Genomic DNA, 12,800 nt, shown 5'->3' with positions numbered 1-12,800 from the left:
AATCCGCGTGGGATCCCGGGCGTGTCGCGTACGATCGGGCCCATGAGCGAGCATCCGATCCCCCTCCCCTCTCGGCTCGCCACCGGCGAACTCGCGCGGGCGAGCGTCACCGCCGTCCTCCGCGCGGCCGGGCTGGATCGCACCTCGACCCTCGACGCCGATCGCATCGCCCTCGCTTACCGCAGTGACCGCGTCTTCCGCATCGACGGCACGATGCCCGAGGTCTGGTCGCCGTACTCGGGGTTCTGGCGATCCGCCGACGGATGGATGCGCACCCACGGCAACTACCCGCACCACGCTCGAGCACTGCTGTGCGGGCTCGGCCTGCCCGATGACGCAGGCGCGCCGGATGTCGGATCGATCATCGCCGGAGCTGCGGGCAGCGACAGCGTCGGGCGCATCACGGCCGCCGGCGGTCTCGCCGTCGTGGTCGGTGCGGAGGATCCCGCGATCGATGCGGAACTCCGTGCCCGCCCTCTCGTCGAGATCAGCCGGACGGGCGACGACGAAGCGCCACCGGCAGCCGCGCGTCCTTCCGATCACGACGCGCCGCTGCGCGGCATCCGCGTCCTCGACCTGACGCGCGTGATCGCCGGCCCCGTGTGCACGCGCACTCTCGCACTACTCGGAGCCGACGTTCTGCGCATCGATCCTCCGCACCTGCCCGAGCCGGTGTGGCAGCACCTCGACACGGGGCACGGCAAGCGCAGCGCGATCCTCGATGCGCGCTCGCCCGGGCTGCAGACGCTGCTGGCCGGCGCCGACGTCGTCGTCCTCGGTTACCGGCCCGCCGCCATTGAGCGTCTCGGCCTCTCCCCCGACGCGCTCACCGAGCGGCATCCGGGCCTGATCGTCGCGCAACTGAGCGCGTGGGGTGCCGAGCATCCGGATCGCGCCGGCTTCGACAGCCTCGTGCAGGCCGAGTCCGGCATCGCGATGGTCGAGTCGCCGGACGGCGAGACCCCTGGTGTACTCCCCGCCCAAGCGCTCGACCACAGCGCCGGGTATCTGCTCGCCGCGGGCGTCATCGACGCAGTCCGCCGACGCCGCGATGAGGGCGGCGGCTGGCACGTCTCGACCTCGCTCCGCCGCGTGGCCGCCGAACTGCTCGGGATGCCGCGCCGCTCGCAGCCGGCGCCGGCGGCCGAGATCGACCCGGCGCCGCACACGCAGGAGTTCACGGTCGGCGGTCGGATCGTCACGACCGCGCGGGCAGCGATTCCGGGCTTCAGCTTCGCGGCGCCCCGCGCGTGGGCGACGGACGCCCCACAATGGTGAGCGCCACGCACAGTGCGAGGGTTCCCATCGCCCAGATGCCGCTCGCGAACGGGAGCACCCGGTACGCGAGATGCTGCACGGTGAAGTCCGGCGTGAGCGGTCCGAGCGTCGCGTAGCCGATCAGCCACGCCGCGACGAGGATCACGGGGAGCGACGCCCACCACAGCACACGGACCCACGGGCGCGTCGACCGCTGCACGTGAGGCCGCGGGCGCGCACGGCGCAACCACAGCGCCGCCCAGATCGCGATGATCACCAGACCCGCCACGCTCGAGCCGTGCTGCAGCCATGTGAAGCCCTGCAGCGGCCCCCACTGCTCCGCGATCGCGGGCAGGAGCTGCAGCCCCAGCCTGCCCTCGTGCGTGAACTCGTCCCACACGATGTGCGAGAGAACGCCGATGAGCAGGGACGCCGCCAGTGCGACCGCCCGCGTCCAGCGCTGACCGGTGCCCAGCGCCTCGTTCACGGCATCCGCCGCCGGCATGTTCCAGTCGTCCGGCAGTCTGCGGGCGACCCACCCCGGCGACAGCTCCGTAGCCACCGGACGCAGTACGACCCGCCAGAGCAGGAACAGCCCGAGCGCGATGATCGCGGTCCAGACGATGTTCTCGTACGTGTGCGTGAACGGGTAGCTCACCCCGAAGCCGCGCACGAACAGGGGCAGATCGGGCGTCATCGCCCCGATCGCGATCGCCGCAGGGACCAGCGGCGTGCGCAGGAACGGCAGCGCGACCACCGCATGGCTCGGCGTGAACGGCATCAGTCGATGAAGATTCCCGCGAGGGTCTTCTTGCCGCGGCGGAGCACCGACACACCACCGGGCAGAGTGCCCTCCACGACGGCGGCATCGTCCTCCACGCGGGCACCGTCGAGGGAGACCCCGCCCTGAGCGATCGCGCGGCGCGCCTCGGACAGGCTCGCGACGAGACCGGTCGCGACGAGCGCGTCGACGACTGCGGTGCCGGCGGCGAGGGTAGCGTTGGGCAGCTCGTCGAGCGCCGAGCGCAGCGTGGCCGCGTCGAGTGCGTTCAGGTCGCCTTGCCCGAACAGGGCGTCGGATGCCGCGATCACAGCGGCCGTGGCATCCGCACCGTGCACGGTCGCGACGACCTCGAGTGCGAGGCGCTTCTGCGCGGCCCGGCGGAACGGCTCTGTCTCGACGAGAGCGGCGTACTCCTCGATCTCGGCGCGCGTGAGGAACGTGAAGATCTTGAGGCGATCGATCACATCGGCATCCGCCGTCGAGAGCCAGAACTGGTACATCCGGTACGGGCTGCACATGTCGGCATCCAGCCAGATGGCGTTGCCCTCGCTCTTGCCGAACTTCGTGCCGTCGCTGTTCGTGATCAGCGGCGTGCCGATCGCGTGCGCGGAAGTCCCCTCGACGCGGTGGATGAGATCGGTGCCGCTGGTGAGGTTGCCCCACTGGTCGGATCCGCCGGTCTGCAGCACGCAGTCATACTGACGGTAGAGCTCGAGGAAGTCCATGCCCTGCAGGATCTGGTAGCTGAACTCGGTGTAGCTGATGCCGGCATCCGAATTCAGGCGCGCGGCGACGGCATCCTTCTTCAGCATGGTCCCGACGCGGTAGTGCTTGCCGATCTCGCGCAGGAAGTCGATCGCGCTCATCGGCGCGGTCCAGTCGAGGTTGTTCACCATGCGCGCGGCGTTCTCGCCTTCGAAGCTGAGGAAGCGCTCGACCTGGGCGCGCAGCCGCCCGACCCACTCCTCGACCGTCTCTCGCGTGTTGAGAGTGCGCTCGGCCGTGGGCCGCGGGTCGCCGATGAGCCCGGTCGATCCGCCGACGAGGCCGATCGGCTTGTGGCCGGCGAGCTGCAGGCGACGCAACAGCAGCAGCTGCACGAGGTTGCCGAGGTGCAGGCTGGGCGCTGTCGGGTCGAATCCGCAGTAGTACGTGATCGGGTCTCCGGCGAGAAGGGCGCGCAGCGCCTCCTGGTCGGTGGACACGTGGACGAGGCCGCGCCAGACGATCTCGTCCCACACGTTCTCGAACGTGGGATCGATCGCCTGCGGGGCAGTCGTCAGAGCGGGATTCGACACGCACTCCAGGCTATCAGCGCGGGGTGTGCCGCCATGTCCGCCGCCCGTGGGAAGCTGACGGCATGTCACCGGTGGATGAGTACGTGTCGATCGTCGTGGCCGCGATCATCGCGCTGATGCTGTGCGCGGTGCTGGTCCTCTCCTTCGTGAGCCTCCGCAGGCCCACGACGCCGCCGATGGCCGTCGCCGGTGGGCTCGTGGCCGCAGCCCTCGTGACCATCGTGGTCGTGCGCCCGACACACATGCCGATCGCAGCGGCGATCTCGCTGACCGTGCTCGGAATCGCCGCCGCGACGATCGGCGGCAATCCGTTCACCCGACGGGCTCTCGACATCGCCACGGGCAAGCGCGTGCGCGAAACCGAGGACGGCGGCATCCTCATCATGGCTGCGCACGGCACCGATCCCGATCAAGCACAGACGCTGATGCGCGGCGGCACGGTGATCGGGTACCTCGAACGCGTCGCCATGGTCATCGCGATCACGGTCGGGTTCCCCGAGGCGATCGCAGCCATCATCGCCGTCAAGGGCATCGGCCGCTTCCCCGAGCTGGCCGAGTCCGAGGCCAGGGAGCGGTTCATCATCGGCACGGTCGCGAGCATGCTCTGGGCCGGGGTGATCGGCGCGATCATCCGCCTCGCTCTGGTTTGGTGACGGCGCTGGTGTGGTGACGGCGCTGGTGTGGTGACGGCGCTGGTGTGGTGACGGCGCTGGTGTGGTGACGGCGCTGGTTTGGTGACGGTGCAGCATTCTGCTACGGCGCAACCCCGAGCAGCCGGAACCCCTCGACGACGACGGCCGCGCCCGACGTCGACAGGCTCTGCGACACTGCGGACTGCGTGATCCCCTCGGTCGTCGCCAGGTCGCTCTGCGTGCGCGAGAGGCAGCGGCCGTAGGTCAGTCTGCGCACGCGCTCCGACATCGCGCCGACGATCTCGTCGCGGCTGAGCAGGTAGGCGTTCGCCCACCGCACGGCGTCCGCGTAGCGCTCCTTCTCGCTCTCGTGCGCGACGATCCAGCTGCGCGCCTGCGGGGCCGTCCGCCTCTGCAGCGCCTCCACGTGCTCGATGGCGCTGCGTGCCGCCCACCAGCCCGGACCGTCCGCGATGCCCTGCGCGGATGCCGTCGACGGGACGGTGCCCACGTCGCCGATGCCGATGCCGTATCGGAACTCCACGCCGTCCGGCAGGGCCAGCCGCAGCAGCAGGATCACTCCGAGCGCCGCCTCCAGCGTCGGATAGACCGCCTGCTGCTCGTCCCCGACCGTGGGTCGCAGCCCCTGCGTCGCGACGGGGAAGTCGCGTTCGACGCGGGCGATCGTGTCGTCGAACGCGCGCTGCGCCGCCGCCCGGTCGGCGAGCCGCCGGGAGCCGATGATGTCCGCCGTCACCACGATGGTCATGACATCAGCGTATCACTGATATTCCGTAGATATAAGTGAATGCCTGATTACTGGAGAATATCAGTCCCGATCGTCAGAGTCCGAGCGCGTGCGCGGCCTTCTGCGTCCGCGCGACGAGCTCGGACCGCTGCTCCTCCACACGCACCGGAGCCGTCCCTCCGGTTCCGGTGCGGGACGCGACCGATCCCTCGATGCTCAGCACCTCGCGCACCTGGGGCGTCAGGTGCTCCGACACCTGCGCGAGCAGCGTGTCGTCCGCATGCTCGAGGCCGATCCCCTGCTCCTCGCAGGCCCGCACCAGCGCACCCGAGATCTCGTGCGCGTCACGGAACGGCACCCGGCGCTTGACCAGCCATTCGGCGACGTCCGTCGCCAGTGAGAAGCCCTGCGGAGCGAGCTCCGCCATCCGCTCCGTGTCGAAGCGCAGCGTCGCGACCATGCCGGCGAAGGCGGGGAGCACGACCTCGAGGGTGTTCACCGAGTCGAAGACCGGCTCCTTATCCTCCTGCAGGTCGCGGTTGTACGCCAGCGGAAGACCCTTGAGCGTGGCCATGAGTCCCGTGAGGTTGCCGATCAGTCTGCCGGACTTGCCCCGGGTGAGCTCGGCGATGTCGGGGTTCTTCTTCTGCGGCATGATGCTCGACCCGGTCGAGTAGCTGTCATGCAGCGTGACGAATCCGAACTCGCGCGTGTTCCAGAGGATGATCTCCTCGGACAGGCGGGAGAGGTCGACGCCGATCATCGCGGTGATGAACGCGAACTCCGCGACGACGTCACGCGCGGCCGTGCCGTCGAGCGAGTTCTCGGCCGGGCGGTCGAGCCCCAGCTCACGGGCGACGAGGTCGGGGTCTAGCCCCAGCGTCGACCCCGCGAGCGCTCCCCCGCCGTACGGCGAGACGCCGGCGCGCACGCGCCAGTCGACGAGGCGCTCGAGCTCGCGGACCAGCGGCCAGGCGTGCGCCTGCAGGTGGTGGGCCAGGAGCACCGGCTGGGCATGCTGCAGGTGGGTGCGACCGGGGAGGATCGCTTCGGGATGCGCCTCGGCCTGGGCGACGAGCGCGTCGATGACGCGGAGGATGTCGCGGGCGATGACCTTCGCATGATCGATCAGATACATGCGCACGAGCGTCGCGATCTGGTCGTTGCGCGAGCGGCCAGCGCGCAGGCGCCCGCCGAGTTCAGGGCCGAGCTCGGCGATGAGCGCCTGCTCGAGAGCGCCGTGGACGTCCTCGTCGCTCGGCTGCGGGACGATCGTGCCGTCGGCGACCTTGCGCGCCACGGCGTCGAGTCCCTCGTGCATCCGCTGCTCCTCGTCGGCCTCGAGATACCCTGCGGCGGCGAGCGCGGTGGCGTGGGCGTGGGACCCGGCGATGTCGTACGGGGCCAGGATCCAGTCGAAGTGCGTGGAACGGCTGAGTTCGGCCAGTTCGGGCGACGGCCCCGATGCGAATCGTGCGCCCCAGAGCGCGCCCTCGTTCGTGCCGTCGTTCTTCGCCTCGCTCATCCCCCCAGACTAGCGGCGGCGCAGCAGCGGCTTCACGTCGGCCGGGGCGAGGACACGGCGGCGCGCGCCGAGCGGTCCAGCAGCCACTCCAGCGGGCCGCGTCCCACGAGAAGCGCCCAGGCTGTGCAGCCGATGAGCACACCGATCGTCAGCGGCCAGAACGGCTCCAGCTCACGGAAGCCGAAAAGGTCGCTCGTGTCACCGAACAGGGTGAGGGCGACGGCGGCCCACACCACGAGCTGGACCGTATATGCCGTGAGCGGCATCGCTCCCGTTGCGCGCAACGGCAGGGAGACGGCCTTCAGCACGGCGACGCGGCACAGCAGGAGACAGGTCGCCAGGACAGCGATGGCGAAGCCACCGGACCCGATCGCCTCGAGCAGCCCCGAGGAATGCGGCTCGGCCGTCCACACCGACCACCAGTACGGGTCGGCGGACGGTGGTGGCAGCTCGGCCAGACCGTACCCGACCGCGGCGAGCGCACCACCGGCGATGAGCATCCCGATCTGCGTTCGCAGGCGCGTGATGCCTGCCCTGGCGACGCCGAGCCCGGCGAGCACGAACGCGATCCACACGGTGAACGGGTAGTGCCAGCCGAGGAACGCATCGATCTCCCCACCGAACGGCATCTGCCAGATCGGCAGTTCGTTCAGCGCGGGCTGGACGAACGGCATGACGATCGCAAGCCCGGCGGCGGTCCCGAGCACCGCACGTGCCGGCATTCGAGTGAACGGCAGCGCGATGAGGAACAGGATCGCGTAGGCGGGCAGGATCACGTACACGGGGACCCCGGTGAGGATGAGCAGGATGCCGAGCACGAGGAGCATCGCGCCGCGCAATGCCAGGCGGGCGCGGGCCACGCTCATCTCCCGGCGTCCGAGCGGGGTCGGGCCGCCGGTGACGAGGCCGATGGATACGCCGGCGAGGGTGGCGAACAGGATCGACGAGCGACCGTCGACGAGCGCCGTCCAGCTCGTCGGATCACCCCAGACGAAACCGTCGGCGGTGACCAGCAGGTGCGCGGCGAACATGCCGATCACCGCCAGTCCGCGCGCGAGGTCGACCCCGGCGATACGGTCAGGGCCGTTCAGCCGTCGCCAGTTCGCGCGCAGACGACCCGCCATCATCACAGCGCGGATTTCAGTTCTGGCGGAGCAGCCAGACCAGCAGCGCCTTCTGGGCGTGCAGCCGGTTCTCGGCCTCGTCCCACACGACGCTCTGCGGACCGTCGATGACCTCGGGGTCGACCTCGTAGCCACGGTCTGCAGGCAGGCAGTGGATGAAGATCGCCTCGGGGTCGGCGAGGCTCATGGTCTCGGTCGTCACCTTGTACCCGCCGAGGTCGCGGATGCGCGCGATCTTCTCCTCCTCCTTGCCCATCGAGACCCACGTGTCGGTGACGACGACGTCGGCGCCGGCAGCGGCCTCGACCGGATCGGTGAACAGCGTGATCGATCCACCCGTCTCGGCGGCGCGGCGATCGGCCGCCTCGACGACATCGGCCCGCGGGGCGTACGACTCGGGTGAGGCCATGCGCACGTGCATGCCGGCCGTGACGCCGGCGAGTGCGTATGAGTGCGCCATGTTGCTCTGCGCGTCCCCGAAGAACGTCAGCGTCAGGCCCTTCAGATCTCCCTTGTGCTCACGGATCGTCAGCAGGTCGGCGAGCAGCTGGCAGGGGTGGAAGTCGTCCGAGAGCGCGTTGATGACCGGAACGCGGGTGCCTTCGGCCATCTCCTCGAGCCCCGCCTGCGCGTACGTGCGCCAGACGATCGCCGCCACCTGGCGCTCGAGCACCCGTGCGGTGTCGGACGGCGTCTCCTTGCCGCCGAGCTGGCTGTTGGCCGTCGAGATGATCAGCGGCGAGCCGCCGAGGTCGGCGATCCCGACCGCGAACGAGACGCGGGTGCGGGTGGACGACTTGTCGAAGATGACCGCGACGGTCTGGGGGCCGGCGAGCGACTTGTCGGCCCAGCGGTCCTTCTTCAGCTCGACCGCGAGGTCGAGGATCTCGGCCTGCTCGGCAGACGTCAGGTCGTCATCACGCAGAAGATGGCGGGTCATGGTGCGGTCGCTTTCTCGGTCTCGGATTCCGCCAGGCTCGCCTGCACGTCGGCGAGCGCAGCGGTGAACAGTGTCTCGAACTCGGCGATCTCGGCGTCGCCGATGGTCAATGCGGGTGCGATGCGGATCGTCTCGGGGTTTGCCGCGTTGACGATGAGTCCGCGTTCCTGCGCTGCGGCGACGACGGCGTTCGCGATCGGCGACGACAGCACGATGCCGATCAGCAGTCCACGGCCGCGGACGCCGGCGATCAGCGGCGAGTCGATGCGCTCGATGGCCTCGCGCAGCTGCGTGCCGCGGCGGGCGGCGTTCTCGACGAGCCCGGCATCCTCGATCTCGGCGAGGACGGCGTTCGCGACGGCCGTGCCGAGCGGGTTGCCGCCGAACGTCGACCCGTGCGACCCGGGGGTGAACAGCGAGCTGGCCGCACCGAACGTCACGAGCGCTCCGATCGGGAAGCCGCCGCCGATGCCCTTGGCCAGCGTGATGGCATCCGGGGTGATCCCCTCATGGCTGAAGCCGAACCACTGTCCGGTGCGCCCAGCACCGGTCTGGATCTCATCGACGATGAGCAAGGCGCCGTGCTTCAGCGTGAGCGAGCGGGCGGCCGCGAGGTATCCATCCGGCAGTTCGACCACGCCTGCCTCGCCCTGGATGGGCTCGACGATGATCGCGGCCACGCGGTCATCCATCGCAGCCTCGAGCGCCTCGATGGTCGCGGGGATGTGCTCGACGCCGGCCGGCATGGGCTCGAACGGCTCGCGCATGGCTTTCTTGGCCGTGAGCGCGAGCGATCCGATCGTGCGTCCGTGGAAGCCGTTCTCCAGCGCGAGGATGCGCGGTCGATCCGTACCGCCGTGCAGGCGGGCGAGCTTGAAGGCCGCCTCGTTCGCCTCGGCGCCCGAATTCGAGAAGTAGACGCGACCGTCGATGCCGGCGCCGACCAGCCGCTTCAGGCGCGCGGCCAGCGCGAGCTGCGGCGGCGTGGCGAAGTAATTCGACACGTGCGCGAGGGTCGCGGCCTGCTTCGCGATCGCCTCGACGAAGACGGGGTGCGCATGGCCGAGCGAGTTCACGGCGATGCCGGCGAGGAAGTCGAGGTGGCGCTTGTCGTCGCCGTCCCACACGTACGATCCCTCGCCACGGGTGAGCAGCGCCAGACGGTCTCCGACGTTGCGCACCAGGTCGCGTGCCACGTCATCCTGCCAGACGGTCATGCCGTCACCTCCGCTTCTCCGAGTACGACTTCGGTTCCGATGCCCTTGCTGGTGAACAGCTCGACGAGCACCGAGTGCGGCACGCGTCCGTCGATGATGGCCGCGGCGTCCACACCGCCCTCGACAGCATCCAGGCACGCGCGCATCTTCGGGATCATGCCCGACTCGAGCGACGGCAGCATGCGGACCAGCTGCTGCGACGTGATGTGCGAGACGAGCGAGTCGCGGTTGGGCCAGTCGGCGTAGAGGCCCGGGACGTCGGTGAGGATGACGAGCTTGCGCGCGTTAAGCGCGGTCGCAAGGGCGGATGCCGCGGCATCCGCGTTCACGTTCAACGACTGTCCGGGGTTGTCGAGGTCGGGCGCAATGCTGGAGATCACCGGGATGCGCCCGGCTGCGAGGTGGTCGAGGACCGCGGTCGGGTCGACCTCGACGACATCGCCGACGCGACCGAGGTCGACGTGCTCACCGTCGATCTCGACACCGCGGCGGCGTCCCCCGAAGAGCCCGGCATCCTCACCGCTGAGCCCGGTGGCGATCGGGCCGTGCGAGTTGATCTTCGCGACCAGCTGCGGGTTCACCTGACCGGTGAGCACCATCCGCACGACGCTGATCGCCTCGGTGTTGGTGACCCGGTAGCCGCCCTTGAACTCGCTGGGGATCGCCAGCCGGTCGAGCATGTTCGAGATCTGCGGGCCGCCGCCGTGCACGACGACCGGCTGCACGCCGACGTAGCGGAGGTACGCGATGTCCTGCGCGAACGCCTCCTGCAGCTCGTCGGAGACCATGGCGTTGCCGCCGTACTTGACCACGACGATCTGGTCGCGGAACTTCTTCAGCCACGGCAGCGACTCGATGAGCGTCGCGGCCTTCCCCGCCGCGACGTCGGGGGGTGTGTCCTGGATGTCTGTCATGAGGAGTACGCGCTGTTCTCGTGGACATAGTCGTGGGTGAGGTCGTTCGTGCGGATCGTCGCCTCGGCATCGCCCACCTGCAGGTCGATGAGCAGGTCGGTGGCGCGCGGGGCGAGGTCGACGTCCTCGCGCGGGCGGTCAGGGCCGCCCTTGCTGCACACGCGGACGCCGTTCATCCAGACGTCGACGTCGTAGGGGTCGAACTGCGCGCTGGTCGTGCCGATCGCGGCGAGGACGCGCCCCCAGTTCGGGTCGTTGCCGAAGATCGCCGCCTTGAACAGGTTGTTGCGGGCCACCGAACGCCCGACTTCGACGGCGTCCTGTTCCGTGACCGCGTTCGCGACACGGATCGTGATGTCGTGGCTCGCGCCCTCGGCATCGGCCTGCAGCTGAGCCGCCAACTGATCGCTGAGCTCGGTGAGCGCCGCGGTGAACTCCTCGAGGTCGGGCTTCACGCCGCTCGCTCCGCTGACGAGCAGCGTGACCTGATCGTTCGTCGACATGCAGCCGTCGGAGTCGAGCCGGTCGAAGGTCTTCGCGGTCGCAGCCCGCAGGGCCGTGTCGGCCTCGATCGCCTCGAGGTCGGCGTCGGTCGTGATGACGACGAGCATCGTGGCAAGTCCCGGTGCGAGCATCCCCGCGCCCTTGGCCATGCCGCCGATCGACCAGCCTTCCCGCTCGACGAGCGCGGTCTTCGCGACGCTGTCGGTCGTCATGATCGCGTGCGCCGCGTCGTCGCCGCCGTCTGCGCTCAGGGCGGCGATCGCCTGCTCCGTGCCGTCGAGGACCTTGGCGCGGAACGCCTCGTCGCCGGTGCCGATGAGGCCCGTCGAGCAGACGAGGATGTCGCCGGCGGCGACGCCCAGCAGCTCCGCCGCCTTCTCGGCGGTCTGGTGGGTGGTCTGGAAGCCGAAGCTGCCCGTGAAGCAGTTGGCGCCGCCGGAGTTCAGCACGACCGCCTCGACCGTGCGGTCGAGGATGACCTGCTGCGACCAGATGATCGGGTTCGCCTTGGCGCGGTTGCTCGTGAAGACGGCGGCACCGACCTTGCGCGGTCCGCGGTTGACGACGACGGCGACGTCGGGCTTGCCGGTCGACTTCAGGCCTGCGGCGACGCCGGCCGCCTCGAATCCCTGGGGGGCTGTGACGCTCATGGGGCCACTCCGTTCACGGTGAGGGCGCGGCCTTCGGGCAGGCCGAGCGCGAGGTTCATGGACTGGATGGCAGCGCCGGCGGTGCCCTTGACGAGGTTGTCGACAGCCGTGACGATCGTGACCCGGTTCGCTACGCGGTCGATCGCGAGTCCCATCAGCGCGGTATTCGCGCCGAGGACGTCGGCGGTGCGTGGGAAGTGCCCCTTGGGCAGGAGCTGCACGAAGGTCTCGTCGCCGTAGGCGTCCTGCCAGGCGGCGCGGATCTGCTCGTCGGTCGCGCCGTCCGCGATGGGGGCCGTGGACGTCGCGAGGATGCCGCGGGCCATCGGCACGAGGACGGGGGTGAAGGAGATGCGAGGATCTGCGGCGCCGGCGCCGCGCAGCGCCTGCTGGATTTCCGGAATGTGCCGGTGCGTGCCGCCGACCGCGTACGGGTTCGCCGTGCCGAGCAGTTCGCTGCCGAGCAGGTGCGGCTTCAGGCTCTTGCCGGCTCCGGAGGGCCCGACGGCGAGCACGCTGACGATGTCGGACGCGTCGATGACGCCGGCGGCGACACCGGGGACGAGGCTGAGGCTCACGGTCGAGGCGTTGCAGCCGGGAGCTGCGATGCGCTTGGCTGTGCGCAGGTTCTCGCGCTGCTTGGCGCCATCGACGATCAGTTCCGGGACTCCGTAGGCCCAGGGCTCATGGAAGTGCCCGCCGTAGACGGCGTCCCACGATTCCTGCGAGGTGAGCCGGTGATCGGCACCGGCGTCGACGACCAGTGGCACGTCGCCGAGGGCGTCGGTGTACTGACCGGACTGCCCGTGCGGGAGGGCGAGGAACACGACGTCATGGCCGGCGAGGATCTCGGGCGTCGTGTCCTGCAGAGTGAGGTGCGCGAGCGAGCGCAGGTGCGGCTGGTGCTCGATGAGCGGCTGACCGGCGTTCGAATGCGCGGTCACCGTGCGGATCTCGATGTCGGGATGACTGGCCAGGAGGCGCAGGATCTCGCCGCCCGCATAGCCGGATGCGCCGGAGACGGCGACGGTATACGTCATGCTTCTACCTTAACGGTGCGGGACGGTCGTCCCTGGGGTGTCTGAGGTCCGAGGCGGCGACTCCGGCGCTCGACCCACCGGCGCGGGCACGGTTCAGGGAGCGCAGAGGTCGCCTAGAGTCGGCGGCCGCCCAGACGGCTGCGGCGTCGGCGCACCACGGTGACGCT

General features: G+C 70.0%; 12 protein-coding genes. 2 read left to right on the top strand and 10 right to left on the bottom strand.

The genetic code is table 11. From position 1 onward, the window contains the following. Positions 1–42: 42 nt before the first annotated feature. The gene (locus HWX58_RS09915) at positions 43–1,278 is read left to right on the top strand and encodes a CoA transferase (protein ID WP_175987478.1); all 1,236 of its coding nucleotides are present in this window, start codon (positions 43–45) and stop codon (positions 1,276–1,278) included. Here HWX58_RS09915 and HWX58_RS09910 read toward each other — a convergent pair. Then, positions 1,229–2,038 carry a DUF4184 family protein gene (locus HWX58_RS09910; RefSeq protein WP_175987475.1) on the bottom strand — a complete coding sequence of 270 codons (810 nt, stop codon included), beginning with the start codon at positions 2,036–2,038 and terminating at the stop codon, positions 1,229–1,231. The two genes, HWX58_RS09915 and HWX58_RS09910, sit on opposite strands and share 50 nt — an antisense overlap. Further along, on the bottom strand, positions 2,038–3,339 hold the full coding sequence (tyrS, locus tag HWX58_RS09905; RefSeq protein WP_175987473.1) for a tyrosine--tRNA ligase: 1,302 nt from the start codon (positions 3,337–3,339) through the stop codon (positions 2,038–2,040). Before tyrS ends, HWX58_RS09910 begins: the two co-directional genes overlap by 1 nt. A gap of 62 nt (positions 3,340–3,401) precedes the next feature. Here tyrS and HWX58_RS09900 point away from each other — a divergent pair, with 62 nt between their 5' ends. Further along, entirely contained in the window at positions 3,402–3,992 is a 591-nt protein-coding gene (locus tag HWX58_RS09900) for a hypothetical protein (protein WP_175987471.1), read from the top strand. 100 nt (positions 3,993–4,092) lie between these two features. Here HWX58_RS09900 and HWX58_RS09895 read toward each other — a convergent pair whose 3' ends face one another. From HWX58_RS09895 to argC, 8 genes are all read right to left on the bottom strand, one after another. Next, the gene (locus HWX58_RS09895) at positions 4,093–4,740 is read right to left on the bottom strand and encodes a SatD family protein (RefSeq protein WP_175987469.1); all 648 of its coding nucleotides are present in this window, start codon (positions 4,738–4,740) and stop codon (positions 4,093–4,095) included. 73 nt (positions 4,741–4,813) lie between these two features. Further along, positions 4,814–6,244, bottom strand: coding sequence for an argininosuccinate lyase (argH, locus tag HWX58_RS09890; RefSeq protein ID WP_175987467.1), 1,431 nt, complete (start codon positions 6,242–6,244; stop codon positions 4,814–4,816). 32 nt (positions 6,245–6,276) lie between these two features. Next, complete coding sequence (locus HWX58_RS09885) at positions 6,277–7,371, bottom strand: heparan-alpha-glucosaminide N-acetyltransferase domain-containing protein (RefSeq protein WP_175987551.1); 1,095 nt, start codon at positions 7,369–7,371, stop codon at positions 6,277–6,279. Positions 7,372–7,384: 13 nt separating this feature from the next. Then, positions 7,385–8,308, bottom strand: coding sequence for an ornithine carbamoyltransferase (gene argF / locus HWX58_RS09880; RefSeq protein ID WP_175987465.1), 924 nt, complete (start codon positions 8,306–8,308; stop codon positions 7,385–7,387). Further along, entirely contained in the window at positions 8,305–9,525 is a 1,221-nt protein-coding gene (locus tag HWX58_RS09875) for an acetylornithine transaminase (protein ID WP_175987463.1), read from the bottom strand. Before HWX58_RS09875 ends, argF begins: the two co-directional genes overlap by 4 nt. Further along, the gene (argB, locus tag HWX58_RS09870) at positions 9,522–10,439 is read right to left on the bottom strand and encodes an acetylglutamate kinase (RefSeq protein ID WP_175987461.1); all 918 of its coding nucleotides are present in this window, start codon (positions 10,437–10,439) and stop codon (positions 9,522–9,524) included. The genes HWX58_RS09875 and argB overlap by 4 nt, the downstream gene beginning before the upstream one ends. Further along, complete coding sequence (gene argJ, locus HWX58_RS09865; RefSeq protein WP_175987459.1) at positions 10,436–11,593, bottom strand: bifunctional glutamate N-acetyltransferase/amino-acid acetyltransferase ArgJ; 1,158 nt, start codon at positions 11,591–11,593, stop codon at positions 10,436–10,438. The genes argB and argJ overlap by 4 nt, the downstream gene beginning before the upstream one ends. Continuing rightward, on the bottom strand, positions 11,590–12,633 hold the full coding sequence (gene argC / locus HWX58_RS09860; protein ID WP_175987456.1) for an N-acetyl-gamma-glutamyl-phosphate reductase: 1,044 nt from the start codon (positions 12,631–12,633) through the stop codon (positions 11,590–11,592). The genes argJ and argC overlap by 4 nt, the downstream gene beginning before the upstream one ends. Positions 12,634–12,800: the final 167 nt, after the last annotated feature.

This window comes from Microbacterium tenebrionis, assembly GCF_903645325.1.
GTDB classification, from domain to species: Bacteria; Actinomycetota; Actinomycetes; order Actinomycetales; family Microbacteriaceae; genus Microbacterium; species Microbacterium tenebrionis.
This window is presented reverse-complemented; position numbering and strand designations above follow the sequence as displayed.

What these genes read in the sequence shown, in the direction of transcription:
- HWX58_RS09895 (WP_175987469.1), bottom strand. Translation starts at nt 4,740, where the DNA reads ATGACCATCGTGGTGACGGCGGACATCATCGGCTCCCGGCGGCTCGCC.
- HWX58_RS09875 (WP_175987463.1), bottom strand. Translation starts at nt 9,525, where the DNA reads ATGACCGTCTGGCAGGATGACGTGGCACGCGACCTGGTGCGCAACGTC.
- argB (WP_175987461.1), bottom strand. Translation starts at nt 10,439, where the DNA reads ATGACAGACATCCAGGACACACCCCCCGACGTCGCGGCGGGGAAGGCC.
- argC (WP_175987456.1), bottom strand. Translation starts at nt 12,633, where the DNA reads ATGACGTATACCGTCGCCGTCTCCGGCGCATCCGGCTATGCGGGCGGC.
- HWX58_RS09910 (WP_175987475.1), bottom strand. Translation starts at nt 2,038, where the DNA reads ATGCCGTTCACGCCGAGCCATGCGGTGGTCGCGCTGCCGTTCCTGCGC.
- HWX58_RS09900 (WP_175987471.1), top strand. Translation starts at nt 3,402, where the DNA reads ATGTCACCGGTGGATGAGTACGTGTCGATCGTCGTGGCCGCGATCATC.
- HWX58_RS09885 (WP_175987551.1), bottom strand. Translation starts at nt 7,371, where the DNA reads ATGATGGCGGGTCGTCTGCGCGCGAACTGGCGACGGCTGAACGGCCCT.
- HWX58_RS09915 (WP_175987478.1), top strand. Translation starts at nt 43, where the DNA reads ATGAGCGAGCATCCGATCCCCCTCCCCTCTCGGCTCGCCACCGGCGAA.
- argH (WP_175987467.1), bottom strand. Translation starts at nt 6,244, where the DNA reads ATGAGCGAGGCGAAGAACGACGGCACGAACGAGGGCGCGCTCTGGGGC.
- argJ (WP_175987459.1), bottom strand. Translation starts at nt 11,593, where the DNA reads ATGAGCGTCACAGCCCCCCAGGGATTCGAGGCGGCCGGCGTCGCCGCA.
- argF (WP_175987465.1), bottom strand. Translation starts at nt 8,308, where the DNA reads ATGACCCGCCATCTTCTGCGTGATGACGACCTGACGTCTGCCGAGCAG.